18 protein-coding genes are annotated in these 26,729 nt (G+C 36.5%); 11 read left to right on the top strand and 7 right to left on the bottom strand.

Annotated features, from left to right (window positions below; genetic code table 11):
• Positions 1-132: 132 nt before the first annotated feature.
• Complete coding sequence (gene terL, locus M9949_12145) at positions 133-1,527, top strand: phage terminase large subunit (protein ID MCO5252151.1); 1,395 nt, start codon at positions 133-135, stop codon at positions 1,525-1,527.
• An 8-nt stretch (positions 1,528-1,535) separates the two neighbouring features.
• Here the strand turns inward: terL and M9949_12140 are convergent, their stop codons facing one another.
• Entirely contained in the window at positions 1,536-4,226 is a 2,691-nt protein-coding gene (locus M9949_12140) for a TonB-dependent receptor (protein ID MCO5252150.1), read from the bottom strand.
• Positions 4,227-4,377: 151 nt separating this feature from the next.
• Between M9949_12140 and M9949_12135 the strand changes: the two genes are divergently transcribed.
• Positions 4,378-4,956, top strand: a complete 579-nt coding sequence (locus tag M9949_12135; protein MCO5252149.1) for a hypothetical protein — start codon at positions 4,378-4,380, stop codon at positions 4,954-4,956.
• Here the strand turns inward: M9949_12135 and queC are convergent, their stop codons facing one another.
• Positions 4,957-5,646, bottom strand: coding sequence for a 7-cyano-7-deazaguanine synthase QueC (gene queC / locus M9949_12130; protein MCO5252148.1), 690 nt, complete (start codon positions 5,644-5,646; stop codon positions 4,957-4,959).
• Between the two features lie 210 nt (positions 5,647-5,856).
• On the opposite strand from queC, the gene M9949_12125 reads away from it, so the two are divergent.
• The gene (locus M9949_12125) at positions 5,857-8,001 is read left to right on the top strand and encodes a cation:proton antiporter (GenBank protein ID MCO5252147.1); all 2,145 of its coding nucleotides are present in this window, start codon (positions 5,857-5,859) and stop codon (positions 7,999-8,001) included.
• Between the two features lie 37 nt (positions 8,002-8,038).
• Here the strand turns inward: M9949_12125 and M9949_12120 are convergent, their stop codons facing one another.
• A complete protein-coding gene (locus tag M9949_12120; protein MCO5252146.1) occupies positions 8,039-8,752 on the bottom strand; it encodes a hypothetical protein in 714 nt (237 codons plus the stop codon).
• A gap of 1 nt (position 8,753) precedes the next feature.
• Complete coding sequence (locus M9949_12115; GenBank protein MCO5252145.1) at positions 8,754-11,495, bottom strand: hypothetical protein; 2,742 nt, start codon at positions 11,493-11,495, stop codon at positions 8,754-8,756.
• A gap of 410 nt (positions 11,496-11,905) precedes the next feature.
• Here M9949_12115 and M9949_12110 point away from each other — a divergent pair, with 410 nt between their 5' ends.
• From M9949_12110 to M9949_12095, 4 genes are all read left to right on the top strand, one after another.
• Complete coding sequence (locus M9949_12110; GenBank protein MCO5252144.1) at positions 11,906-12,937, top strand: hypothetical protein; 1,032 nt, start codon at positions 11,906-11,908, stop codon at positions 12,935-12,937.
• A gap of 44 nt (positions 12,938-12,981) precedes the next feature.
• Positions 12,982-14,952 carry a hypothetical protein gene (locus tag M9949_12105; GenBank protein ID MCO5252143.1) on the top strand — a complete coding sequence of 657 codons (1,971 nt, stop codon included), beginning with the start codon at positions 12,982-12,984 and terminating at the stop codon, positions 14,950-14,952.
• A 26-nt stretch (positions 14,953-14,978) separates the two neighbouring features.
• Positions 14,979-16,004: a hypothetical protein gene (locus M9949_12100; protein ID MCO5252142.1), complete on the top strand. Its 1,026-nt coding sequence runs from the start codon at positions 14,979-14,981 to the stop codon at positions 16,002-16,004.
• 102 nt (positions 16,005-16,106) lie between these two features.
• Positions 16,107-16,874 (top strand): hypothetical protein, encoded by a 768-nt coding sequence (locus M9949_12095; GenBank protein ID MCO5252141.1) that lies wholly within the window; start codon positions 16,107-16,109, stop codon positions 16,872-16,874.
• A gap of 3 nt (positions 16,875-16,877) precedes the next feature.
• Here the strand turns inward: M9949_12095 and M9949_12090 are convergent, their stop codons facing one another.
• Positions 16,878-18,860: a sulfatase-like hydrolase/transferase gene (locus tag M9949_12090; GenBank protein ID MCO5252140.1), complete on the bottom strand. Its 1,983-nt coding sequence runs from the start codon at positions 18,858-18,860 to the stop codon at positions 16,878-16,880.
• A gap of 175 nt (positions 18,861-19,035) precedes the next feature.
• On the opposite strand from M9949_12090, the gene M9949_12085 reads away from it, so the two are divergent.
• The 4 genes from M9949_12085 to M9949_12070 all read left to right on the top strand — a co-directional run bounded on the left by M9949_12085 (position 19,036) and on the right by M9949_12070 (position 24,406).
• Positions 19,036-19,734: an alpha/beta hydrolase gene (locus M9949_12085; protein MCO5252139.1), complete on the top strand. Its 699-nt coding sequence runs from the start codon at positions 19,036-19,038 to the stop codon at positions 19,732-19,734.
• A gap of 103 nt (positions 19,735-19,837) precedes the next feature.
• On the top strand, positions 19,838-22,798 hold the full coding sequence (locus M9949_12080; protein MCO5252138.1) for a hypothetical protein: 2,961 nt from the start codon (positions 19,838-19,840) through the stop codon (positions 22,796-22,798).
• 1 nt (position 22,799) lies between these two features.
• The gene (locus tag M9949_12075) at positions 22,800-23,795 is read left to right on the top strand and encodes a PrsW family intramembrane metalloprotease (GenBank protein ID MCO5252137.1); all 996 of its coding nucleotides are present in this window, start codon (positions 22,800-22,802) and stop codon (positions 23,793-23,795) included.
• 98 nt (positions 23,796-23,893) lie between these two features.
• Positions 23,894-24,406 carry a hypothetical protein gene (locus M9949_12070; GenBank protein ID MCO5252136.1) on the top strand — a complete coding sequence of 171 codons (513 nt, stop codon included), beginning with the start codon at positions 23,894-23,896 and terminating at the stop codon, positions 24,404-24,406.
• Positions 24,407-24,523: 117 nt separating this feature from the next.
• Here M9949_12070 and M9949_12065 read toward each other — a convergent pair whose 3' ends face one another.
• Positions 24,524-25,285, bottom strand: a complete 762-nt coding sequence (locus M9949_12065; GenBank protein ID MCO5252135.1) for a class I SAM-dependent methyltransferase — start codon at positions 25,283-25,285, stop codon at positions 24,524-24,526.
• Between the two features lie 80 nt (positions 25,286-25,365).
• Positions 25,366-26,727 carry a M64 family metallo-endopeptidase gene (locus M9949_12060; GenBank protein ID MCO5252134.1) on the bottom strand — a complete coding sequence of 454 codons (1,362 nt, stop codon included), beginning with the start codon at positions 26,725-26,727 and terminating at the stop codon, positions 25,366-25,368.
• Positions 26,728-26,729 lie beyond the last annotated feature (2 nt).

Raw genomic sequence — 26,729 nt, 5'->3', positions numbered from 1 at the left:
ATCCAAATTTAAAAGTACGTATTTTACAGCAAAATTCTAAATTATTCTGAATCGAGAAGTACAATTATTAGTAATGAATTTCAAATCAATGATTTGTATTTGGGCTATTTCCGTCCGATTTTTGTGCTTTTAATGATAGATTACAAAAGAATATTCGACCCGAAGCTGAGTCCGGCATGGTTGGCATACAATCTTGAACCTAATTTCGCTTTGCCAAAGCATATTCAATTCTTGGATGCAGAATTAACGAAGATGATTGCCGCGGGAAATGGCAAAATGATTGTGAATATGCCTCCGAGACATGGCAAATCGGAATTAATCTCCAAATATTTGCCCTTTTGGTTTTTGGTAAATCATCCCGACAAAACGGTTATTCTCACTACCTATGAATCTCAATTTGCCACAAGCTGGGGCAGAAAAGTGAGGGATTTGGTTGAGAATTTTGGCGAAAGATTCGGCATATCAACCGATAAATCATCGTTTGCAGCAAATATTTTCAGATTGAAAGACACTCACGGAGGAATGATTTGCGTTGGTGCCGGTGGTGCTCTCACCGGACGCGGCGCCGATTTGCTAATTATTGACGACCCGATTAAAAATGATGCGGAAGCCAACAGCAAACACCAACGAGATTTGCTATGGGATTGGTTTCGTTCTACGGTTTTCACAAGGATTGAACCCGGCGGGTGCATCATACTTGTGATGACACGATGGCACGAGGACGATTTGACAGGACGATTGCTGATGAATAATCCTGATGAATGGAAATTGATTTCACTTCCGGCAATTGCTCAAGAAAAGGATTCTATCGGTAGGGAAATTAGCGATGCACTTTGGGAAGAGCGATTCTCGAAAGAGCAATTGCTGAAAATCAAAGAATCAATTGGAGCTTATTGGTTTTCGTCGCTTTATATGCAAAACCCAACTCCGATGGGCGATGGAATATTCAAACGCACAAAATTCAATTACTTCACCGATGACGCTAATTTCTTCATCAAAAACAACACATTAGAAAGGGTCATCAAGACGAGTTGCACGAAATATGCAACAATAGATTTAGCAATAAGTACTAACGAGCGTTCGGATTTTACGGCTGTAATCATATTTGCTGTTTCGCCCGAGCGAGACATTTTTATTGTGGACGTTATTGCAGAGCGAATCGCACCCAACAAGCATATTGATTTAATCAAAAATATTTACCAATCCCACAATCTGACATTGATTGGGATTGAATCTGTGCAATATCAAACGGCATTGATTCAAAATGCAAGAGAAATGGGTTTGCCCGTAAAGGAATTGAGACCTGACAGGGACAAATTCAGCCGCGCTATACCGATGTCGGCACTTGTCGAATCGGGCAAAGTATTCTTCAAAGCAAATGCGGCATGGTTGAGCGATTTCGAGCATGAATTGACCGCATTCCCTAACTCAAATCACGACGACATGACAGATGCCTTTGCTTATATTTGGCAAATGCTCAGTTATAGCTCAGGGCTTATGCCGATAAGTTTGAGCCGGAAACGATAAAAACAGGACTATCTGAATTCGAGCTCGACACCTATAACAAATGTTCGCGGGCGTCCGAAATACACTCTTGCTCTATCTGCGGGGTCGCCACCGGAATTGATTCTGGCGTCATCTGCATCGGCAATGTATTTTGTGTCCAGCATGTTCAGCACGTTTGCCATCAAAGTGACACCAACAATAGCTCGCATTGGAATCGTGAATCGCGTAAACAAGTTAAATATGCCATAAGAAGGAAGCTCCCAAGGTTGAATGCCCTTTTGTGCAGCAGTTCTGAATTCGGGGTCGAAATCAGCAAAATAGTTTGAAAAGTGGCGATAGCTCAAACTAATCGAACTCCGACGAATTGGATAATAAGTCGCTGAAAAAGAAAACGAAGTTTGTGCAGCGTCACCAACTTTAATCCCGTCCAAATATGCTTCAACGGGAAATATAGTATTTGGTGATTGCTCAGGAGAATATTCCCCAATAATATCGCTTGTCCAAGTCCAATTCCCAATCGAAACCATGCCACGCAATCTCAAATCTCTAATCGGTCTCCATTCCATATCAAATTCGGCTCCCATATGCAAAGCATCAAGTCCCGGAAGAGTGAAATTGAATTCATTATCGTTTTCGTCAAATCGTCTATACCGTAAAGTCTGATTATTCCAAATTGTATAGTAGAGATTCAAATTCGTTTTTAATTCTCGTGTCCAAGTACCGACACCTAATTCAAATCCCATCACTTCTTCATTTCCGACAGAATTATAAACAGTATTGTCGAGCCTGAAAATATTATTTAAATGTGGAGGTAAACTGTAATAGCCAACATTGCCGTAAACATTGAAAATCTTGCTCAGATTGTAATTTGCACCTGTTTTCACTGTAAATCCCAAAAAGTTCTGCCAATCACTTTCGTTAGAGCCGGGCATATCCGGGCGGCGGAAATAATCTAATCTTTTTTGGCTATTCAGCGAAGTTGTTACGTTAGCATATGTAGTCAGATTTCGTTTTTTATATTCATATTGCAAAAATGTGCCGGCTTGGCGAATGATTCCATCGTTGTGATAGCCAATCTTATCGCCCAGACCTTTGACAGCAGCTTGAGGATTGGCTCTGTAATCAACTGTCGAATCAGCCATATCAATGTAATAATCACCGCCTAATAAATTCCTAATTTCGCGCCAGTGATAGCCTTCGTAGTATCTGAAGTCAATGCCTCCCTGGAATTTGCTGTTTTCCGAGATTGTAAAATCTGCAGTCCCGAGGTAACCTATCCAAAAGTGTTCGTTTACGCTATTTGTCAGAATGTAATTTGATTTCTTGCGTGTTGGGTCGTAATTCGGGTCAATACGGCTATTGCCGGAATTAAATTCATAAACTCCCTGCAAATCCGTTTGGCGATTTGAATCAAGCGGGAAACTCGTACCTCCGACTCTTTGATTGCCGACACCACCACCGGAGCCTAATGAAACATAGAACACATTTGTTAAGCTGAAAGATTCATTCGGTGTCCAAAGCCAATTGAGATTCATCTGCGGTTTATGATAATAGTTTTGACGTGTCATTAGCATATCTTCGAATCTTGCATCATGAATTTCGCCGTTATAATATTCTTTGCCCGGATTTGCAATCCTTCCCCAATTTTCATTATAAGTGATTCCGCGTTCATTTTCGATGATTACAAACTCTTCATTCATGCCGTTTTTCAGTGCGAAATCTTTGTCGAACACTGCCATTCCTTGCTTGAAGGAACGTTGCCCGTGTTGTTGGGGTGTTCCGACTAAATAGAAGTCCAATTTATGATTTTTGTTCACATCGTAACTCAAAGCAAGATAATATGACCAATCATCAATCCAGGTTTTGTCTATAACTCCGTTTCCGGTAGTACGCGAGCCCATAAAGGTAACTGCGAAATCATTCATTTTACCGGAATTTGCAACAATCGTAGATTTAAGAAATTCTGAGCTACCGTATTCTTGCTTCAATTTGACACCGCGTCTGTTGTCAGCGGCATCTGAAATGATATTGACAGTACCGCCAACAGAGGGATTAGCTATACGGCTTGCACCAAGTCCGCGTTGGACCTGAATAGAAGCACTCGCATCACGGAGTGCGTTCCAATTGCTCCAATATACCCAACCGTTTTCCATATCATTTACGGGCACCCCATTCACCATAACAGCCACGTTGTTTTGCTTGAATCCGCGCAAATTCATACGTGAATCGCCGAAACCGCCGCCACCTTCCGATGAATAAAGACTTGGTGTTTCGCTCAAAATTAGCGGTATTTCCATTGTTCCCGGATTTAGCTCCAAATCTTGCTTAGAAACATTCGAGAATGCAACAGGAGTTTCGCGGAATTCAGCTCTGGACGCTATTACCTGTACAGTTTCGCTCATGATTTCAGCGGGTTCGAGTCTCACATTAACTAAAGCCATAGATTGAGCTTTTACAACCACTTCAATTATCGTCTCTTTATAGCCGATTGACCTGAAAAGAATTTGGTGATTGCCTTGAGGAATTCCCTCTAAAGTGTATTCGCCCAAAGTATTGGTTCGAGTGCCCATTGTAGTGCCTTGCACCATAACGGAAGCGCCGATAATCGGGCTATCGTCTTCGGCAGACCTGAGTACACCTTTCACTCCGCCTGTTTGGCTCAACAGTTCGGCACATGAAATCATAAGAATTATTGCAATTAGTATCAACGTTTTATTCATTCAAACCTCAATTCGCAAATTTAAATTATTTTCAACTCGAAAATAAGCAAAATTGCAATAAAAAGAGTTAAGGATAAATGAATTACAAGACAAGTAATATCAATATTTAGTATCTATTTTCGTGACAATAGTTTTTAACGTAGTGAATTCGATGCTTAGAAAGTTTTTGATTGCCATAATTATATTGATGTTTTTTTCAACTTATGATTCGATGAGTCAAAAGCGCTCATACCCTAAGCACCAATTCGGCATCGCGCTCTCAACAATTTCCGGGATTGGCTTGAATTACCAAGTCGAAACTTCCCCACACAATGCTTGGGCATTCACATTCTTTACTTATTATCAATCAGACGCTCCGCCTGATGACTTGGATTTTTACGCAAGTTTGGGAATTCAATATCAGTTTAACTTGCACAAAACCGAAAACACCAGATACTACGTGGCACCGACTGTATCTTTTTGGTATATTGAAGATAGGACTTTCAAATTCATTCGCGAAAATGACCTTATTACAAAAGTTATCAATAAGGATATGAACCGAATTTATAATTTTGGACTGATCGGTGGATTAGAGCACAAAGTTATGGATAGACTTGTTTTGAATATTGAACTTGGATTGCATTATCAGACCTCAGAAGTGTCAGATGATACTAAGTTCATAGACCGAAATCCAAGCGGAACAAGCTATATTGGAATCGGTGGTGGATTCGGGATTCGGTACGCTTTTTAATTAGCTCTTCGGTTCGTATTTGATAGGGTCGCGATAACCGGCTCCGGCAAATCCTTTCAGACGTAAAGCACAAGATTCGCATACACCACAAGCCAAATCAGAATTTTTGTAGCAACTCCAAGTTTTCTCGAAAGGTACGCCCAATTCAGTGCCACGTTTGATAATTTCGGATTTTGTCATGTCAATAATCGGGGTGAGCACGCGGATTTCAGTTTCGGGTTTGGTGCCCAATTTTATTGCCAAATTTATCGCATCGAAGAAAGTCGAACGGCAATCGGGATAGCCACTGGAATCTTGCTCCATTGCACCAATTATAATCGCTCGGGCGCCGATTACTTCTGCCCAACTAACGGCAATTGCTATAATATTCCCATTGCGGAACGGCACATATGTATTGGGAATATGGTCTTTATCAAATTTGGCTTTTTCGATTTCGATTGATGTATCTGTCAAGCTCGAGCCGCCAATTTGCGACAAGTACGAAACATCTACAATCAAGCGTTTGTTAATTTCATAATGGTCAGCGACTTCGTGAAAAGCTTTGAGTTCTCGCTTTTGAGTTCGCTGCCCGTAATTCAAATGAAGAACAGCAGGTTGATAACCTTCGTAAACAGTTAAAGCCGCACAAACTGCGGAATCCATTCCTCCGCTCAAAAGCACAACAGCAGTATTATTATCATTATATCCCATAATGTAAAAATAAACATATTTTTGGATTTTTAAAGAAAAATTTATGTCAAAATTAAATTAAAAAAATTCTCCGAGCAATCAATTTGCAAATTAAAACTTTTATCATTAACTTTGTCAAATGAAATTATGAAAAAATTAATATACAAATATTGAAATAAAATTCAACTATATAGGGGCTAATTTTGACAACAGTAATAAACATTATATAATATGCCCCAAAAGCTTTTAGAATTAAGCTTGCCGTTGAGTAATCCGGTTTTGATATTTGCGTTGATATTGTTCATCATACTCTTCGCGCCCATACTTTTCAACAAGCTGAAAATTCCACACCTAATCGGTCTTATTATCGCCGGTGCTCTTATTGGTCCTAACGGACTAAATCTAATGCTGCGTGATAGTAGTATAACTTTGTTTGGGACGGTAGGATTACTTTATATCATGTTTCTTGCTTGTTTGGAAATTGACTTGGGCGATTTCAAGCGAAACAGTAACAAAAGTATAATATTCGGTCTCTATACTTTTTTGATACCAATGGTTTTGGGTACTGTGACAGGTTTTTATATTTTAAATTTTTCTTTACCTACATCTGTCCTCTTAGCGAGTATGTTCGCCTCGCACACTATATTGACTTATCCCATTCTTGGGCAATTTGGAGTTATTAAAAATCGGGCTGTTACAATCACAATTGGCGGAACGATAATTACAGACACCTTAGCCCTATTGGTGCTTGCCGTAATTGTTAATATGACTACCGGTACTTTAGATGAGAACTTTTGGATTCAACTCGCAGTGTCCATTTCGATTTTTGCTTTGATTGTAATGATTGGATTTCCAATACTTGGAAGATGGTTTTTCAAGAACTATACTGATAATATATCCCAATACATTTTTGTGCTTGGTTTAGTGTTTTTAGCAGCGTTCTTAGCTGAAGTAGCAGGAGTTGAAGCAATAATTGGTGCGTTTTTAGCCGGATTGGCACTTAATCGTTTGATTCCTCAAACCTCAGCATTGATGAATAGGATTGAATTCGCCGGCAATGCTCTCTTTATCCCCTTCTTTTTAATCGGAGTTGGGATGTTGGTGGATTTCAGAGCCTTTATCAAAGATTTTGATACGATTTTTGTTGCTGTAACTATGACGGTAATTGCTACAACAGGCAAGTTTTTAGCTGCATGGCTTGCACAAAAATCATTCAAATATAGTCTTGATGAACGACGATTGATTTTTGGACTAAGTAATTCTAAAGCTTCAGCAGTTCTTGCGGCAGTATTGGTTGGTTATAATATAATTTTAGGCTACGATACTTCCGGAGCGCCAATCAGACTTTTGAATGATAGCGTACTTAATGGCACGATTTTGATGATATTAGTAACTTCGACTATTGCTTCGCTATATACTCAAAAGGGTGCACAGAATTTAGCATTACAAGAATTGACAGAAAGCGACACAAAATTGAATAGTTTAGATGAAAGCATTTTGATTCCTATGAATAATATTGAAAATGCAAACGAGTTAATCAATCTTAGCGTAACAATAAAATCAAAGAAAAGTTTAACACCATTGTATGGCTTGAATGTGATTGCAAATTCTTTATCTGATGAGTTTGCGGAGAGGAGAGCTAAGAAAATTTTAGAAAAAGCAGCTATATGTGCTTCTTCGACTGATAGCGTCTTCAAGCAGATTCTGAGATATGACCTCGATATCGTAAACGGAATCACAAACGTCGTTAAAGAAAAGAAAATCACCGATTTGATTATAGGATTACACAAACAAACGGGATTGACACATTCTTTTTTAGGAGAACTAACCGAAGAAATACTAAAATCTTGCAATACTACAACTTTAATTTATAATGCCGTTCAACCACTGAACACTATTAAACGCCATCTGATTGTAATTCCCAGAAATGCCGAAAAGGAAATTGGTTTTCCATTTTGGCTAATCAAAATTTGGAACATCGCTCGGAATACAGGCTCCAAATTAGTATTCTATGCTCATGATGTCACCTTAAATTACATTCGCAATATCAATAAGCTGCATCCAATATCTTCAGAATTCATTACGATGAATGATTGGAGGAATTTCCCTATCATTACAGGAGACTTAAAGTTTGATGATAATCTGATTATCGTATTCAGCCGTAAAAACGGAATTTCGTACAATAGCCAAATGAACAAAATACCTGAATACCTCAACGAGCTATCAAGCAAGAATAGTTTCATAGTCATTTATCCGAAGCAATCTGTTTTTATAGATTCGACGGAAGATACTTTCATTTCAACTTCAGTTTCAGTTCCCCTGAAAGATTATGATGAAATCAGCACAACAATAACTAAGCTTTTCCGCAAAAAGTAAAAGCTTAGTTAAATGCACAAACTGACTTTGCTCAATTTTACGGGTATGTCAGAGTTCCAGTTTTAATCAAATAAATCTGATAGCCTTGCCCCGCGAGCATATTCCCGATGTCGTTGATACCGAAAGCCGGGTAATATATCTGCCCGAGATTATTCTTGGCAATGACAAGAGCTTCGTCATCGGTCAAAGTAACCATAGCATCTTCGATATTCATCTGTCCGGAACGTAAGTAGGGCACAATACTCCACCCGATGCCTAAATCAATTGGCGTATCTTGAGGGGAAATAACTGCCCCCAAAATCTCAAGTGTTATAGATTGGCTTGTATATACTTGGTACCCTTCGTAAATGCTCCAATTGCCAATATCATTGATGCCAAATTCCGGATAATAGATTTGACCGATATTATTTTTGACTATTACAATATCGTCCACAATTTGCGAAAATATCATCTCAATTGATGCATTAATCGGAGTGAGGTAGGTGGAAATTATGTTCCAGCCTGCTATTAGATTCACAGAATGCAAATTTATGGTTGAGAGTGTCTCTTTCCAGAAGCCCGAAAATAGCTTGATGTCTTCATTTTCAGCATATCCGGCAGTTGATTGCCCAACAGTGCTTTTGAAAACATGTTCAGAATTTGATGCCGTTTGGGCACTTGAGCCGAAAACATGCTTTTTGATTATATAATCTTGGCTTTGTAGTATCGATACAGATGCAAATAATACAAATATTAAAAATAGATTTTTCATTTTAATCTCCTAAATTAGATAATTTGTTCAAATCAAAAAGTAATTTACCTCTATCAGCAGGACTTTTATCACGAACTGCTTGGAAAGGTCTGTATTGTAGGACGGAATCGTTACGTTTGGCAGTAATCATCCAACTCACTTCCATGTTTGCTTTATCTGTTCTGATTTCAAATTGATTATTTTGAATTTTTTTCGAGATTATTGCTTGAGCAAAATCACCAATTACAGTCAATTGGTATCGGAAATCAATATTGATTTTTTCGACGTAATCCGGCAAAGTGACAATTGCTACACCATTCGCATCTGTAATAACATTTCCGGAATATTGGTTCAACACTTCGTCTGATTCGATAGAAGCATGAAACAGATACTTATTATACGGGTCGTCGGGATGGTCAATTCGGAAATTCTTGTTGCCGGTAACGTTTAAATCGCCTATAACAGTAAGATTACCCCCGACAGAGCAATTTCCGCTAAGTGATGCACTGCTATTCACTGTTAATGCGCCTGATGTTGACAAAGTTCCTGTAATAGTAGTGTTTTTCAATTGTGTATTTCCGTTTGCAACTTGGAAACCGCCCCAGAATTGTGCTAAGCCCAATTGCACAGTACTGCCATCCTGCCCCATCAAATTTGTGCAAGTACCCGTAGTATTAAATATCCAAAGTGCACTATTGTCAAACTCAAACTTTTTATCACCATCACTATTAAGAATCGTCACCTTATCTCCTATGGTAACAGGTCCGCCGAATGAAGCAGAACCGTCATAGTTAACTGTTGCTACTATCGCATCAGTATTAGAAACTACAATTCCCGTTGAACCAAATTTCAGACTACCAAGGTCATTTAATATATTAAGGCTCGTGCCATTAGTATCACTTGATACACTTAGGACATCGTCTCCGTCCGAACCATTTATTAATAAAGGTGTAGAACCGGGATGAATTTGAATTGTCCCACCATCTGTTAGAGGCACTTCAATTCCTGCTTTAAAAGTACCTATACCGGATTGTTCAGTGGCACCATTTTGCGATACAGTTAAGACATCGTTTCCGCCCAAACCAGATAGTTGTAAAGGTGTACTTCCGATATTAAATTGCATTTTCCCTCCATCTGTGAGAGGGACATCAATTCCTCCGGCAAAAGTTTCCTTACCTCTATGAAAAGAAGTGCCGTCGAAATTCCAAGAACCGACTATTTCATCATCAGCATTCCATAATGTTAAACCGTCTTCTCCCATCCATATTTTCCCCTCATCACTTTTGACACCCACGTATGTCTTCTGCTCATCTTGCAAAATCCCGCCTTTGTAATTATCTTCAGCATCGTAAACAGAAACTCCAGATTCATGAATTTCTAATTTGCCTCCGTTTGAGAGAGGAACTTCAATCCCACCTTCAAAAGTTTCCTTACCACTATGAAATGAAGTTCCGTCCATTTTGAATTGTGTTATCACATTAGAATTATTATCCTTAATAGTCAACCCTTGTTCATCCATAGTGATGTAGCCATTAGAGCTAAGTACTCCGAAAGAGACTCCTTCTTCAGAATGTATAAGTCCACCTTTTAAGAATCCGTCAACATCATATACGTTAAATCCCCATTTATCAATATCAAATCTACCACCGCTCAAGAGAGGAACACTAATCCCACCTTCAAAAGTTTCGAGCCCTTTATGCAAAGAAGTGCCGTCCGGTGCGAATTCTGTAAGCACGTTCCCCTCAGCATCGTAAATTTTTATTCCTTGGTCACCGATTAGGATTTTTCCATCACCAGCTAATGGAACTTCAATCCCTCCTTCAAAAGTTTCGAGACCACTATGATATGAAGTGCCGTCAGGTGCAAAATCAGTTACCACGTTACCCTCTGCATCATAAATTGTTATACCTTCGTCATCAATTAGGATTTCGCCACCACCCACTAAAGGAATTTTAATCCCACCATGGAATGTCTCTTCGCCCATATGTTCAGATGTTCCGTCTGTATTCCATCTGCCTGTTATTTCTCCGTCGGGACCACGGAGAGTGATACCTTCACCAGCCGTAATTTCAACACTACGCTCGCTTTCCTCATGTTTGATAATTAGCGTTTCGTAGATTATTAGTTCACGGAACCACCATACTTCACCGGTTGGGAAAACTATAATCCATATATTGTAAATATTCGTAACCGGATTCCAGATAAATATACTCGTACTATTATCAATGTTCTGTTCAATTTTCAGTTCGGGTAGTGCGGATATCCTAATGTCATTTTCGTTTGGCATATTGTCTTCGATGATAACATTTTTGCCTTCCACCAATTTGATATCGTCTTTCAATTGCTCATCTTTGCCTAAAGAACGTACTACAGCACCATCTTCGACATCTTTAGACATAATACTGTATGGCACTGAGGTCAATTTTATTCTATTGAGTGGATTGCCGCCATTGACCACTATTTCAAGCCATAATGCTTGGTTGAAATTCAAATTTATTGGATTGCCCGGATTATCTCCTAAAGCTAAATTGACCAATCCGTCCATTAAATTCAAATTATAAGTCTCTGTCCAAAGTGGTATTAAGTCGTTAACATTGTCATCGCTCGAAAAAATTCTGATAATTATTTCGTTTTGTCCTTGCAAGGCATCGCCTTGAGCGTCTGTGAGTACACCTTGCCAACTGATTTGGTTGGGGACTTGCGCCGATATATGTATTATACCGACAAAGATAACCAAAAGTACAATTTGTAGGAAATTCTTCATAATTAGCTCCTAAAAAAATGTTTTGAAAGTGATATGTAAACTTAAAAAAAAAAATACTACTGTGCAAATTAATTTTTCTTAATATTTTATACTTGCTTGTGAAATTAATATCGTTTAATATAGTCAGGGTTATTTATTAAGTGATTTTTATTCATTTTAAAATAGAATAAATTCACAATAAATATATTTATATCAAATTGGCTAATTATCAACATTTCAAATGCTTATAATTTTTCAAGAAATCAAAAATATTTTTTTTATTTACCAATATTTATATATTTTAGAATCATGTTTGATTTGACATTTTAATTTTTATTTCAGACGAAATATGATTTATAGGGTCTTAGGTAATCCAATTTCCTGACTTCAAACCGATAGATTAGTCTTTAATTACAAATTTTTCGAGGTATATGATGAAAATATTTCTAAGACTTTTGATTTTACTAACATATATTAGTGTAATCAATGCAAATTCACAAGAGTGCATAATTGTCCAGAACGGCGAAGATATGACAATCTATTACGATAGTTGCTTGGATGATGCTTTTAATGATGCTCTCGATGGCTCAACTATCTATATCTCCGGCGGAAACTTTTCCTTCTGTGATGGGGCTACAGTGGTTGACAAGAAGCTGACTATTTTTGGAGCCGGAGTTTATCCCGTCGCAACAACAGCAACAAATCGAACAAAAATCAACGGAAATTTGAAGCTTCGACCCGGTGCTGAAGGTACTATTCTCACGGGGCTAAAATTTAATGAGTTACAAGCTACTGTTGACGATATTACAATCTCGAGATGCAACTTTACGACTTTGGTGCCACAAGCACACATTAATAATTGGCTGATAGAGGAAAGTATTTTTGATGGGATAAATTCATCAGCATTCAAATCATCTTATTTCATTATTATGAAAAATTTTATCAATACTTTTCATAGTACGAACACGTATTCTCTTAGATATGTCAATTCCTCTCAAATCAACAACAATGCTTTTCTCGGCGACCCCTACATCAGATTCGATAGACTGTATGATAACATAATATCAAATAATATCTTTTCCGCTCATGTAGGATATTTTTACTATTTCTGTTCAGATAATTTTACATTTAATTGCATACTTACCAATTTTAATTCTTTAAGTTCATCCAACAATGTTGATTCCAACACACTTATAAATCAAAGTGCAGCAAACCATTTTGTGAGTTACGGCTCTGGCAATAACACACCTTTTTCTTTTAGTAACAATTATAATCTGAAAGACGAATCGGCAGGAAAAGAATATGGCACAGACGGGTATGACGTTGGTGTTTACGGCACTGACGACCCCTTCAAAGACAATGCCTTGCCTTTCAACCCACATATTCAGGAAGCTGTAGTTGCTAACAAATCTTTAAATGGTGGAATCAAAGTAAAACTGAAAATCGAAGCACAAAGCAAATAAATCAAAATTAGATAAATCATTCTTCAAATTGAAACGGAGAAATTATGAAAAGAATTCTATTATGCTTGTTGTTACTCATCATTGTTGCTAATACAAATGCAAATCATATTGATAAATGGTTATATTGGTTTGATGATGACTTTGATTCGGCGGTTGAAACGATTCTCGATGAGCCTGTCGAACTTCTTGTTATAGATACTATTATTGATGTCGAAGTTGCCAACCTGAACGTAGGTGTCCATAGATTGAATTTTATGTTTAGAGATACAGCTGACAATTGGAAAATTCTATCTCGAAATTTTTACTATTTACCTGATGATTACGGTCAATTGAGTAGTTACGAATATTGGTTAGATGGAGTGATTACCAACAAAATAAAAGTAAACATCACAGAAACTAACTTCTTTATATGGGATGGAAATATCGATGTGACAGGATTGCCTTTAGGACTGCATTTTGTGACTGTCCGGTTCAAAACAAATGCCAATATGTATAGCATTCCTCTGACAAGGATGTTCTACCGAACCCAAAGCTTGCCGGCAACCAATCAAATTGTCACTTACCAATATTGGTTCGGCAATGATTATACAAACGGAGACACTGTAAACATAGCAGGTGAGGAATTCTTTTTCCTCGACGACAAAATTGATTTTTCGAATCTAACTCATGGACTAAACTCTTTTACAGTTCGATTCAAGGATTCCGGTGAATTGTGGAGCATCCCCTTGACAAGATATTTTTATAATACCGGTACAGAGAATTTAGTTACAGACAATGAAATTGTATCATACCAATATTGGTTCGGCAATGATACGGCAAATGTTACAACGGCAAACTTTGCAGGTGTCGAGCTTTTCTTGCTGGACGAGACTTTTGAAGTTGACTCACTCCCACAAGGAATTAATGCCATAACAATTAGATTTAAAGATAAAGCCGGATACTGGAGCACACCACTGACAAGATATTTTTATAATATAGGGTCTCAAGCTATATCCGGGGGCAATACTATAAAAGCATATCGCTATTGGTTTAACAATGATAGTGCAAGTACGACATATGCCGAATTTAAAAGCCCAATGGTAGAAATTGATTTCGCCAATAACTTACAGATACCTGCAATCGAAGAGCAACAAAATCACATGTTTGGGATTCAATTTATGGACCAAAATGGAATTTGGAGTGTTCCAATTTCGCAAGAATTCTTCTTCGATGAATATGGCATAGCAGCGCCGTATTTGATAGCCCCTGCTGACAATCACAACGAATCGCTTACACAATTCAATCTTCAATGGGCTGACCAAGCCGCAATTGAAAAATATCAATTGCAAGTTTCGACAAAATCAGATTTCAGTTCGACGATTGTAGATATAGACGACATCGAAGAGTTGACAGATGATATTGTAGAATTTGAATTGTTAAATTTGAATTTTGGCTACAAATATTTTTGGCGGGTACGCTCCATCAAGGGTGCTGACATTAGCCTGTGGTCTGAGGAGTGGAACTTTATAACGGGACTTGCTAATCAGGACATATCTCTTTCAGCCGGATGGAATATAATATCCACATTTATCAATCCACAGGATGCCGACATTGCAAGCATGCTAATGCCAATTGAAGACGATGTTGTCATAGTTAAGAACAATCTGGGGCAGATTTATTATCCGGAATTCGGCATAAACGACATCGGTAACTGGAACATATTAGAAGGTTATCAAGTTTACATGACTAATGCTGCGACATTGAGTCTTGAAGGTTTTAAGATTGTGCCTGAAGATAACCCGATTGAATTGAATACAGGATGGAACATCATATCATACTTCAGAACGACCCCGCAAAACATCGAAACAGCAATGATGTCACTGACTGACGATGAAGCATTGATAATCGCAAAAAACAATTTAGGACAGATTTTCTATCCGGAGTTCGGCATAAACGATATTGAAAATATGCTTCCGGGGCAAGGCTATCAGATTTATTTAATCAAATCATCAACTTTATTTTATCAAGGAAATTAAACCATCAATTTATTAAGGAGTCTAAAATGAAAACCACAGTTTTTTTTATAGCACTTATTGTTGCTTTAACTGCATTAAGTTTGAACGCTCAAGAGTGTATCGTCGTCCAAGAAGGTGAAGATATTACGGTTTATTATACAACATGCTTAGACCAAGCCATAAACGAAGCCTCGCCTGATGCTGTAGTATATCTTTCTGGTGGAGTATTCTCATTTTGTAATTCAGCAACAGTAATTGATAAAAAGTTGCAATTCATCGGTGCAGGATATAATCCTATGGGAGTCGTAGCTACAGAGCCTACTTCAATTAGCAACACCATAAAAGTTGTCGCAGGTGGCGATGGCACAGCATTTATTGGAATGAAGTTTGCTATATTGAATGGTGCAGCAGATGATATCGTTGTTTGGCGTTGCTATTTCACAAAAATTGAATCAGATGCCAATATTGACGGATGGATGATTGATGAATGTATTTTTAATGAAATATCGGGCACGGCAACAAAGAAATTGACTAATTTTTCCATATCTAGGTGTATTAGCACTTTTGTAACAGGTAGCCAAACCTTTTATACATTCAGGCATCTCAACAACTCAATCATAAATAACTGCCTATTCTTGAATTCTGTTACAAGCAGATTGGATAATTCACACAACAATAATTTATCAAATAACCTATTTCATTTACAGAGTTATTTCTTTAACACTTCCAACAGCAACAGAACTTATAATAATCTATTAACGACATATACACAAATCAGTTCAACTGATAATGTTGATGCAAACTCACTGACGAATGAGAATATTCATAATCATCTTGAGATGCACGCTCAAAATAGTAATCATTCGTTTACAGCAGATTATCACCTTAAAGATGATTCAGCAGGCAAAGATTACGGTACAGATGATACAGATATTGGAATATATGGTACTATACTGCCTTTCAAAGATGATGCTGTGCCGTTCAACCCACATATCGAGCAGGCAATACTTGCAAATAAATCTGTAAACGGAGGTATTCAAGTTAAAATAAAAGTTAGGGCGCAAGAAAGATAGTTTGTTTATTCAAATTTTTTTACTATTTTTATTGTAAGTATAGATGAAAAAACAAAATTAGATTTTACAGATGTTCGTCTAAATCCGTAGAGGGTAGATAATATGACAACGAAAAAAGTCGAATCTGGAAATAAGCAAGAACTCATCAGCTCGTATTTAACGAGTTTGCAGAATGATGATGAAAGCTTAGCAAGTGTTGAACCAAAAACGCGACTTCAACATGAGCTTGAGATGGGGTTGAATGGCTTGCATCAATCGGAAATTGATTCCAAATCCAAATCATTTTCCGGGCTTAAGCTGCTGAAATATCCATTGGCGACGGTATTTATCTTATTATCGGGTTGGTTTTTGTTTACACAGCTAAATACCCAAAACGTTTCCAACCAAGAAATTTCGAATGCGTTAGATGCAAATACATCTGAAGCGGAGTTAATTAGCTACAAGTTAATTCTATCGAAAAGCGAACCGCAAAACATCAAAACTTTGACGACTATTCTCGATGTAATGTTCTTGCCAGATGATAATAATGCAATTAAGCAATCAGAATCACAAATCGGTTCGGGAGCATCTTTTACCAAAGCATATTCGATTATAAAGAAAGCCATCCGCTCAAATGATCTAAGAATTGAAGAAGGGCTTCCGGGCTATATAGTTACAAGTTGGTATTACCAAAATGAAGGGAACAATTCATTTGTCAAATCAAGACTTATAGCCAAATCCGACCCGGAAAATGAAAACAAAATAGTCTTTTATGTAGAAAAAACTGTAGTGGAAGTAGAAGATATAAAAGATAACAAAATTTTCGGCGAACAACTTTATTCGGATGTCTTAGGAAGAATCAAATCCGATTTCAATTCTGTTGGACTTTAATTTCTATTTAATTTTCAAATTCAGTTCAGTAGTAGGTGCTGCTTCTTTATTGATGTACAATTTATTAGTTTTCAGCAGATATTGGTAAGTTTGCAATTGCGACCTTGCGTATAGCTCCATCTCATCTGCCAATTGGTTTTCCTCATCACAACAGTTTTTCTTGTCATTTTGGCTGTATCTGAACAAGGTCCTAATATCCTTTTTCAAAATCAAAAGGTATTCGTGATTGATAACTCCAATCTTGTCATCATTATTCAGAATTGTAAATGGTCTCTCTTCCGAAAGTAAATCAATGCCTAAACTATTGTTAAGATATGGTAATTTGAGTAATCCCATCACCGTCGGGAACACATCAATTTGGCTGCCCAATTGAGTATAAGAATTGTGATTTGTGATATTTTTGGGCGAGTAAAATAAAAGTGGCGTGTGATGATAATCAAGAGATATATCATAATCAGCTCTGAGAGGGGCTCCGTGGTCTGCAACAAACACAAACAATGTGTTTTCAAACCATTCTTTCTCGGATGCGAGCTTAATAAATTGCCTGAGTGACCAATCTGCATACTCAACGCATTGCAACTTAATATCTTTACTTTTGGCATGAAAATACTCAGGAACATAGTATGGACCATGGTCACTCGAAGTCATGAATGTGGCGAAGAATGGTTTTCTTTCAGAATGCAGATTATCTAATTTGGATATTGAATATTTGAACATAACATCATCAGGAACACCTAAAGTAGATTTTACTTCATGTCCGGGAAAATCGTGCTCAGTAATAACATAATCAAAATCATTATGTCGCAAAAAACCCTCAACATTGTCAAATTGTCCATCGTGCGTTGTGAAATAAGCTGTTGAATAGCCATGCAATTTTAAACTTGTCGCCATTCCATTGTATTTTTTGATTACAGCCTCTTTCATGGGATGCTTTCTGTAAATTGTAGGCATGGAAAATAAGGTACTAAATATGCCACTGAAAGTATGAATACCTGATGTGTAAACATTTTCGAAATAATAACCGTGATTTGAGATACTGTCTAAAAATGGTGTGAGCTCTTTGTCATTACCGTGTCGTCTCATTTTAGCGGCAGACATACTCTCCATGATAACAATTACAACGTTCATTTTAGCTGATTTGGTTGAGTCATAATTTACTAAGCGTGCAATCGGCGAACTCTTAAATAGTGTTTGAATTTTCATGTCAGACCGAACCTTATTGATAGCTAAATCATCATCCATCAGCTCTATTGTTGAATTTCGCTCATCAAGTTGGTCGAGATAACTCCGTAATAAAGTAAAAGTAGGATTAAGACCGAGTTGATTCAAAAACGCATCGTCACAAAAATAAGCAGTACCAACGGATATTGGCGCCTTGTGGTGAATCCGACCACGAATACCGACAATAATCAGCAAAAGAGCCAAAATTCCAATGATTGATTTTATGAAATACCCTCTTTCCGGTTTCGATTCAAATTTATAATTAAAGATGTTTCTTAATATATAATACAAAGTTATAGTTGAAGCAAGGAACGGAATTGCGTATAGGAAGTACTTCGGTTCTTGTAATATCATTGAGCTTACAAAACTGAGACTATCCGCCCATTGGAAAGCACCAACAGAAAATCTTTGGAAAAACTGACCAAAATAGGGTATATCGGAAGCACAAATTAGAAATACTAAGCTGAAAGCCAAGAACACAAATGAACGCAACACTATATCAACAATGACACTTCTTCGGTTAATAACGGACATAACCGTCAGCACTAAGAATGGGAGAAGCAAAATATATCCTGCAATCACTATATCGAATCGCACACCCTGCATAAATGCCAATAAAATATTGGGGAAACTTGAGGATATGCTGTGCAATCTGTCAATTTCCGAAATGAATAAAATCAAACGAAAAGCGGTACAGATAAATATAAAAGTGATATATAATTGTGAAATAACTATCAGGTTTCGGAAGTTTCTAACTTTCATCATATTTCATTTTTTTCATAAATTTAGTGCAAAAATAACAAAATATCTATGAATTTACACAAAAATATTAAGATTGTGTGAAGTTTCTATATAAATATTTACCAAAATTTAGTTGCAAAAAACTTTGGATTTGCGTATTTTAGTCAAAGCTAAATTGATAAACTAATTTTAAATATAGATGAAAAATTTGATACTTTTACACGGTGCTTTGGGCAATCATAAGCAATTCGACACTCTTGCTTCCGGGCTCTCAGAGCAGTTCCACATACATAGATTTGATTTCTTGGGTCATGATGGCACTCACCCTGTTCATCCATTTACAATAGAGCAATTTTCGGGCGACTTAGGCAATTATATTACAAAGCACCTTGAAGACACACCACCAGATGAAATTGCCATTTTCGGATACAGTATGGGTGGTTACGTTGCTTTGCACCACGAGAAAATATATCCCGGACGAATTGGCAAAATCATGACTCTCGGTACAAAGTTCAATTGGAATCCGGATAGTGCTGCATTGGAAGCGTCAATGTTGAAACCTCAAAAAATGAAAGACAAAATCCCTGCCTTTGTCCAAACTTTGATAGACAAATACGGCGAACAGAATTGGGAAAATGTTGTCAACGCCACAGCGAAAATGATGCTTGAACTTGGAGAAAATCAGGCTCTCAAAATTGAAGATTATAGTGATATCAAATGTCCGGTACAAATCATGGTTGGCGACAAAGATGTGATGGTAAGTATCGAAGAAAGCATTTCAGTTTATCGCAGACTTAAAAACGCCACTTTGGCTGTTCTGCCCAATGTCATTCATCCGATTGATAGGATTAGACCGGAGATTCTTATCACACACATTACAGATTTTCTACTTGATTAAAATCGCTTTTTTATTTGATTGAAATGTTATACTTTACATGGTTGAAATTTGCAAATATAAATTAATAAGTTTGTTAAATTATTTTGGATAAACTTAAGGATAAATGAAAAACCGCAGATGGATATTGTACAGTATTTTTTGTTTTTTTATTATCAATCCTTTACAACCAACTATTTGCAAGGGCAGTGAAAATATTGACATTTACAGCTACAAAGTCGGAAATTTTGATTTTATCTATTATGGACGCGGTTATTCATATTTGATTCCACATACAGCCAAGTCATTCATAAATGGCTATGAAATGAATAGAAAGCTGTTTGATTATGATTCTAAGGAGATAATATCCGTTTTCGTGCATGATTTCAGCGATTACGGTAACGGTGGTGCGATAACATTGCCTCATAATTTTGTCACTTTGGGTATTAATCCATTTGATAACATTTATGAAATTATGCCCGCAAATGAACGAATGCAGTGGCTCGCAACACATGAATTAAATCATATAGTTGTATGCGACAAAGCCGAGAAAAGTGATTCTTTTTTTAGAACAATTTTCTTCGGTAAGCCGATTAATGACAATAGCAACCCACTTTCCATGATTTACAGTTATTTGGCAACACCGCGATGGTACAGCCCACGATGGTACCTGGAAGGAATTGCTATTTTTGCTGAAACCTTCATGAATGGCGGATACGGAAGAGCTCTCGGAGGATATGACGAGATGGTTTTCAGAACGATGGTCTTGGATAGTGCTTATTTCTATTTGCCTGTTGGGCTCGAAACAGAGGGCACAACAGTAGATTTTAAAGTGGGAGCAAATGCCTATCTTTATGGGGCACGGTTTATAAGTTATCTTGCGGATAGACATGGAGTTGATAAACTACTCGAATTTTATAACCGAAGTGATTCGAGTAGCCGCTTTTTTGCCACACAATTCAAAAATGTTTATGGTAATGATTTAATTTCAGAATGGAAAAATTGGATTGATTTTGAAAATAATTACCAAAATGAGAATCTTAATCGAATTTTAGAAAATGAAATAACTACACATAGAGAAATTACTGATATACCGCTCGGCTCTGCTTCGAGGCAGTTTTATGATAAAAACAGCAATTCAATTATTTTGGCAATTAATTATCCGGGACAATTAGCACATTTAGCAGAAATTAATCTGGGTACAGGTGATATACGCAAAATCGCACCAGTGATGTCTCCAAGGTTGCATTTTGTAACTGCAATTACTTATGATGAAGATTCCCGTACAATTTTTATGACCGAAAATAATAATAATTATCGTGATTTAGTGCTAATTTCGAGAGATAATGGAAAAATTATTAAAAAATTGGATTTTCAAAGATTTGGAGATTTCGCTTTCAACAAAGCAGATAAATCACTTTGGGGAATCAGAGTTTATAATGGCAGAAGCATATTATCGCGACTTTTACCACCCTATGACAAAATAGAAGAATTTTATACACTACCATTTGGGAATAATTTATTTGACCTCGACATTTCAAGAGACGGGAATTATTTATCCGCAACATATTCCACAACTGACGGGAATCAGAAATTAGTTTTATTCCTTTTGAAAGATATAATTCAAGGAAATAATAATTTTGAAGTTATTTATGCATTTGAAGGAAATTCCGGAAGTAATTTTGTATTTTCCGAAGATGGTAAGTATTTATACGGCACTTCATATTTGACAGGTGTTTCGAACATTTTCAAAATAAATATTGAAAGTAAAGATATTGAAGTTATAAGCAATACTGAACGCGGTTATTTTAGACCAATACCAATCGGAAATGATTCACTCCTTGCGTATAGTTATACCCTGAATGGTATGCTACCGGTTATTTTGAAAGAAGATAATAATGTTAATGCTAATTCGATTAAATTTTTGGGCATGGACGTTCTTGAGAAAAACCCTCAATTAAAGCAATGGAATTTACCATCAATTTCTGCGATAAATTTGGATTCAATTGGCGTTACTGAAAGCATTTACGAACCATTTACAAGTCAACGCCTTGCATCAATAATTCCAATTGTAGAAGGCTACAAAGATTTCCCTTCGTTTGGATTCCGGGCTAAACTAATGGACAAAGTTTTTTTAAGCACAACGGACTTAAATATTTCATACTCATATAATCAATTAATTCCCGAAAATGAACGCCTACATTTGTATCTGAAGTTGAAATATTGGTTCTGGGAATTAACCGTTGCACACAATAAAACCGATTTCTATGATTTATTTGGACCTACAAAAAGAAGCCGCGAAGGACAATTTATTACAATTAAATATCATGATTATATCATACAAAATCGAAAACCGGAACAATTTGAATATTCCATTCTTGGAGGAGCTTTTTTCAATCTCAAAACATTGCCACAATATCAAAATATAAATACAGAAACTGATAAATTATTTCATTTGGCATTTAATCTGAAATATAATGTATTGAGAAAGTCTTTGGGAGCAGTTGAAGACGAAGCCGGTTATGATTTGAATTTTGATATGACCAATGATTATGTGGACCAATTGAATTTTTTCAAAGTTTTTACCAATGCATCATATGGTTTTTTGATGCCATGGAGAAATTCATCACTATGGCTTAGAGCTCATGGCGGAAAATCCTTCGGGAGTGATGATAGCCCGTTTAATTATTTTTATTTTGGAGCATTTGGCAATAATTATCTTGATAATAATGAAATTAGCAGATACCGCCAAAATACGAGCTTTCCGGGAGTTAAGATAAATTCAATACCCGGTAATACTTTTGCAAAAGGAACATTTGAGCTAAATCTGGCTCCTGTACGATTCAGAGAATTTGGATTTCTACCTTTTTATGCTACTTATGCACGTCTCTCGCTATTCGCAATGGCACTCGCTACTGCAAATGAGAGTATTAAATCGGTAAACAAATTCTATAATTTGGGTGCACAAATAGATTTCGAAATTTCAACATTCTATTTACTCAAGACATATCTATCATTCGGATATGCACGGGCATTTAGCGGTTTTTCAAAACCGAATGATGAATTCATGATTTCACTAAAATTTTAATATGTTAATACTAATTGCAATATTACCGGTAATATTATTTACTATTATCTTGATTTATTTGGATAGTTTCAAATTAATAAAATCGAAATATGCGATAATAATATTTCTAATAAGTGCTGTGCTTGCAGTTCTTGCATATCCTATAAACTCCGCTGCATCAGTAACTAATTTACCGGTGCAGCCACATATTAATTTTATAATACCAATAATTGAAGAAATCCTGAAATTTTCTATATTCTTCATATTATATCGCCGCAATCAAGCAGGATTTCTGACAGATACTATGATATATGGTTTCATAATAGGCAGTGGATTTGCATTTACCGAGAATATCTACTATTATTATATTAAAATACCCGAACCAACGTTTATGCAGCAAATAGTACGAGGATTTGGAACTGCAATTATGCACGCTGCTTCTACAGGCTTAGCGGCTACAATATTATTATATCTAAATGATATTCGCAAGAAAGATATTGTTTTATCCTCTTTAATTGCGTTAACAACTGCAATTGCTATTCATATTATGTATAATTCCTTTTTGATAAGCCCCGAACTTCAAGCGGCTTTAGTAATAATTATTTTCACAAGCGGCGCTACATTACTGTTTCAACTTAGTGACCGCTACATCAAGTCATGGATTGGGAGCGAATTTGATACGGATTTGAAATTCCTCGAAATGCTTAATTCCGGTGATTTGAAGAACACCTCATTAGGACAATTTATCGAACAAATTAAGAGCAAATTTTCACAATTTATAATATTTGATATAATTTGTTTTATTCGCCTCAATCTTGAGCTTTCAATCCAATTTAAAAGCTATCTCATGCTCAAAGAACAATCAGTTCAGAGACCGCACGACCCGGAATTGCAAGATAAAATCACAGAATATGAATATCTCAAACGCAGCATAGGCAAAACTGCACTCGCCACTTTACGTCCAATTTTGCAAATCGGAAAAAGGGAATTGTGGATGCTCAAGCAATTAGATTCTTAATTTAAAGTTATAAATTATTAAATTTTAATTTTATAGATTCAATTGTTTTATTATATTTGCCATTGTAATTTTTATAATTTTTGAATAGGAGTTGCGCATTGAAAAATATATTTTTACTTGTGTTTATCATCATTTTGCCATCAACTATTATGGCTCAATCATACAGCACTCAAAAGGGTGGTCATTGCTACACGCTTGATATACCTGACTATATGACAAAAACTTATACGTTGAATGATGTTGCTTCAATGCAATACCAAAATATTCAGCGTGAAGCATATACAATGGTTATTGAAGATGAAAAAGCACAACTCGAAAGCATTGGAATCAAATTTGTTGATGCTGCAGATTTTCTCGACCAATTCATAGTTGCTTATATGGTTGATTCTGAAAATCGCAAAACAAGCAAAGCTACTACGTTCAATTCAAATGGCAATCCTTGTGCACAATTAGAATTGGAATGGAATGATGAAGCAAACGCCTTCTACATGCTAATAACAGTAGTTGAAACGAAAACTCATTTCTACAAGGTTATGAGTTGGACATTAGCAGAAAACAAAGACAAACTAAAATATGATTTTCAAAAAACTGCGAAATCATTAAAAGATTAAAAACCCTGAAAGGGTTAAATATCAATAACCACCTATGAAGCTGGTGGAAAAGTCGAAAGTAAATATCCAACCCCGAAAGGGGTTGAATTTTTTTATTCACAGCCGAAACCCAAACCCCTACTTCTCAGCCACAACCAGCATCTCAAAATCTTCGGTGCTTAATTTGTCATTTCTGGAGTAAGCGCCCAGCTTTGCACCAAATATTTCGATTTTCGTGAAGCCCAAAGATTTGAGCAACCAAGTAATCTCGCTTGGGACGTAATAGCGCTCGTTGCAATCCAAGGTCATTGTTTTGCCCGCGTCATCAACCAATTCGGTGATATTATGGTCGCGAAATGTCATCAAATCGAATGAGTTCTTGCTATAAGAAGCGTTACCTTCGAGGCTTTGTGACGCTTGAAAATCACGTACAGAGTGGAATAGTGGGAATAAACCGTTCAATGTAGTAAAAATAAATTTACCCTTACTATTAAGTGATTTAGCGACATTTTTCAGGATTTCGAAATTCATCTCATCAGTCTCCATGAGCGGAAAGCCACCTTCGCAAAGCATAATTGCTAGGTCAAATTCTGCATCAAAAGGCAAATCACGAGCATCACAATTGACAAAGTCAATCTCAAGATTAGCATTCAAAGCATTCTCGCGCGCTTTTTCGAGCATTGATTCCGACAAATCAATCCCTGTCACGTTGTACCCACGCCGAGTTAATTCGATGGAATGTCGTCCGGTACCGCATCCGACATCTAAAATTTTGAGATTTTTTGCATTATTCATCTCTTGCTCAATAAAATCACATTCACCTGAGGTACCTTGGGTAAAGTTTTCTTTTTCGTATTGATTTCCGTAGTTCTCGAAAAGCAATTCGTACCATTGTTTCATTTTATTTCAATAATATATTTAAAAGCTACACAAACGTAATAGTTTTTTGGGAAAGAGCAAAATATTATTTTTTATCTCATTCACTTTTTAATAATTTTCTTAACTATAATTGGGTGACCATTTTCAACGATACTCAGCATATAAACCGCTTCAGCATATTCTGACAAATCAAACATAAAATCATTGGATTGTAAATCTTGAGTATTAATGCTTTGCAAAGTTCTGCCGAGTATATCTTGCAAATTAATTTGAAGATTTCTAGTCGGAATCTCGCCAAATTTCAACCATAAAACATCGCTCGTAGGATTCGGGAAAATACTGACATTGATTTTATATTGTTCAGAATTAATATATTCGACATCGGTCAAATCATTGTTCAATGACCAAATTACAGCACTTATATTTATGTTTTCATAATCGTCAATCCGAATAAACTCTGTCGTATCTCTTACATAGACAGCAATTGTATTATTTCCGTCTAATAAATCACTCCGCTGCAAACTGATTTGATTATTATTGATTTCATAAATATTCGAATTTACAAGCCATTCAATTTTCAATGAATTAGGTTCGGGCGAAATCAATTGTAATTCAAAATTGATTGGGTAATTATCAGGTTCTAAAGTCGTAGAAGTTGGTGAATACAATTCTATTGCATTAGTAAGTTTATGGATTCGGGCTATAATTGTTTCGAGGCAAACCGAGCAAAATTCTTTGCTCAAACTTCGCATTTTGCAATTTTCATGAGGTTTGTACCATTCTGCAGATTTCCCGCCACAACAGTGCTGATAAATCCCAATACCTTCATCACCATACCAATTTTTCCATTTAACTTTCCCGGGAGAAGTTTCTCGAGTCATATTTACTCGCTCTCTTGCATATTGGTCTCCTGCATAGTATTCATCAGCTAATCCGGCAAAGGAATGACCAATTTCGTGCAAAACAACTTCGCCCGCACTTTGATGAACAGACGAAGTAGCAATCCAACCGCCTGAGCCACCATATTTAGTAGAATTAACGAGCATAATTACTTGGTCATATTGAGGGAAATTATCTGCCAAAACACTCATAACCTTTGAAGCTTGCGTCGGTACAAGCAGACGGTCAATTCCGGCGTAGCCAAATGTAGAGCCGAAATAATTATCAATAAGATTTTTCGGACTCATAGCAGCTCCCGAAACATTCGATGGCACTCTGATAGTAAAAGCGTTAAAATATGATTTATATTCCAGAAAGGGTCTATCGGTAAACATATAATTAATAAAATTATTAGCATGTTTATCAAAATCCGGCAATTCACTCTCCAAATAACCATCGCCGAGTATAACAATATTAATCCGCGCATCGATGCTGCCGTTCATGAACAATGTGTCAACTTGGAAATTTTGAGCGTTGATTGTGCCAAATGTTATAAAAATCAACAAATTAATTAGCATTTTCATTT

It is taken from the genome of Candidatus Kapaibacterium sp. (assembly GCA_023957315.1).
In the GTDB taxonomy this organism is placed as follows: Bacteria; Bacteroidota; Ignavibacteria; order Kapaibacteriales; family UBA2268; genus PGYU01.
The sequence above is the reverse complement of the archived record's forward strand: the minus strand, read 5'-3'. Positions and strand labels throughout refer to the sequence as shown.

What these genes read in the sequence shown, in the direction of transcription:
- terL (MCO5252151.1), top strand. Translation starts at nt 133, where the DNA reads ATGATAGATTACAAAAGAATATTCGACCCGAAGCTGAGTCCGGCATGG.
- M9949_12065 (MCO5252135.1), bottom strand. Translation starts at nt 25,285, where the DNA reads ATGAAACAATGGTACGAATTGCTTTTCGAGAACTACGGAAATCAATAC.
- M9949_12090 (MCO5252140.1), bottom strand. Translation starts at nt 18,860, where the DNA reads ATGATGAAAGTTAGAAACTTCCGAAACCTGATAGTTATTTCACAATTA.
- M9949_12105 (MCO5252143.1), top strand. Translation starts at nt 12,982, where the DNA reads ATGAAAAGAATTCTATTATGCTTGTTGTTACTCATCATTGTTGCTAAT.
- M9949_12080 (MCO5252138.1), top strand. Translation starts at nt 19,838, where the DNA reads ATGAAAAACCGCAGATGGATATTGTACAGTATTTTTTGTTTTTTTATT.
- M9949_12100 (MCO5252142.1), top strand. Translation starts at nt 14,979, where the DNA reads ATGAAAACCACAGTTTTTTTTATAGCACTTATTGTTGCTTTAACTGCA.
- M9949_12125 (MCO5252147.1), top strand. Translation starts at nt 5,857, where the DNA reads ATGCCCCAAAAGCTTTTAGAATTAAGCTTGCCGTTGAGTAATCCGGTT.
- M9949_12135 (MCO5252149.1), top strand. Translation starts at nt 4,378, where the DNA reads ATGCTTAGAAAGTTTTTGATTGCCATAATTATATTGATGTTTTTTTCA.
- M9949_12120 (MCO5252146.1), bottom strand. Translation starts at nt 8,752, where the DNA reads ATGAAAAATCTATTTTTAATATTTGTATTATTTGCATCTGTATCGATA.
- M9949_12060 (MCO5252134.1), bottom strand. Translation starts at nt 26,727, where the DNA reads ATGAAAATGCTAATTAATTTGTTGATTTTTATAACATTTGGCACAATC.
- M9949_12075 (MCO5252137.1), top strand. Translation starts at nt 22,800, where the DNA reads ATGTTAATACTAATTGCAATATTACCGGTAATATTATTTACTATTATC.
- M9949_12095 (MCO5252141.1), top strand. Translation starts at nt 16,107, where the DNA reads ATGACAACGAAAAAAGTCGAATCTGGAAATAAGCAAGAACTCATCAGC.
- M9949_12085 (MCO5252139.1), top strand. Translation starts at nt 19,036, where the DNA reads ATGAAAAATTTGATACTTTTACACGGTGCTTTGGGCAATCATAAGCAA.
- M9949_12115 (MCO5252145.1), bottom strand. Translation starts at nt 11,495, where the DNA reads ATGAAGAATTTCCTACAAATTGTACTTTTGGTTATCTTTGTCGGTATA.
- M9949_12140 (MCO5252150.1), bottom strand. Translation starts at nt 4,226, where the DNA reads ATGAATAAAACGTTGATACTAATTGCAATAATTCTTATGATTTCATGT.
- queC (MCO5252148.1), bottom strand. Translation starts at nt 5,646, where the DNA reads ATGGGATATAATGATAATAATACTGCTGTTGTGCTTTTGAGCGGAGGA.
- M9949_12110 (MCO5252144.1), top strand. Translation starts at nt 11,906, where the DNA reads ATGATGAAAATATTTCTAAGACTTTTGATTTTACTAACATATATTAGT.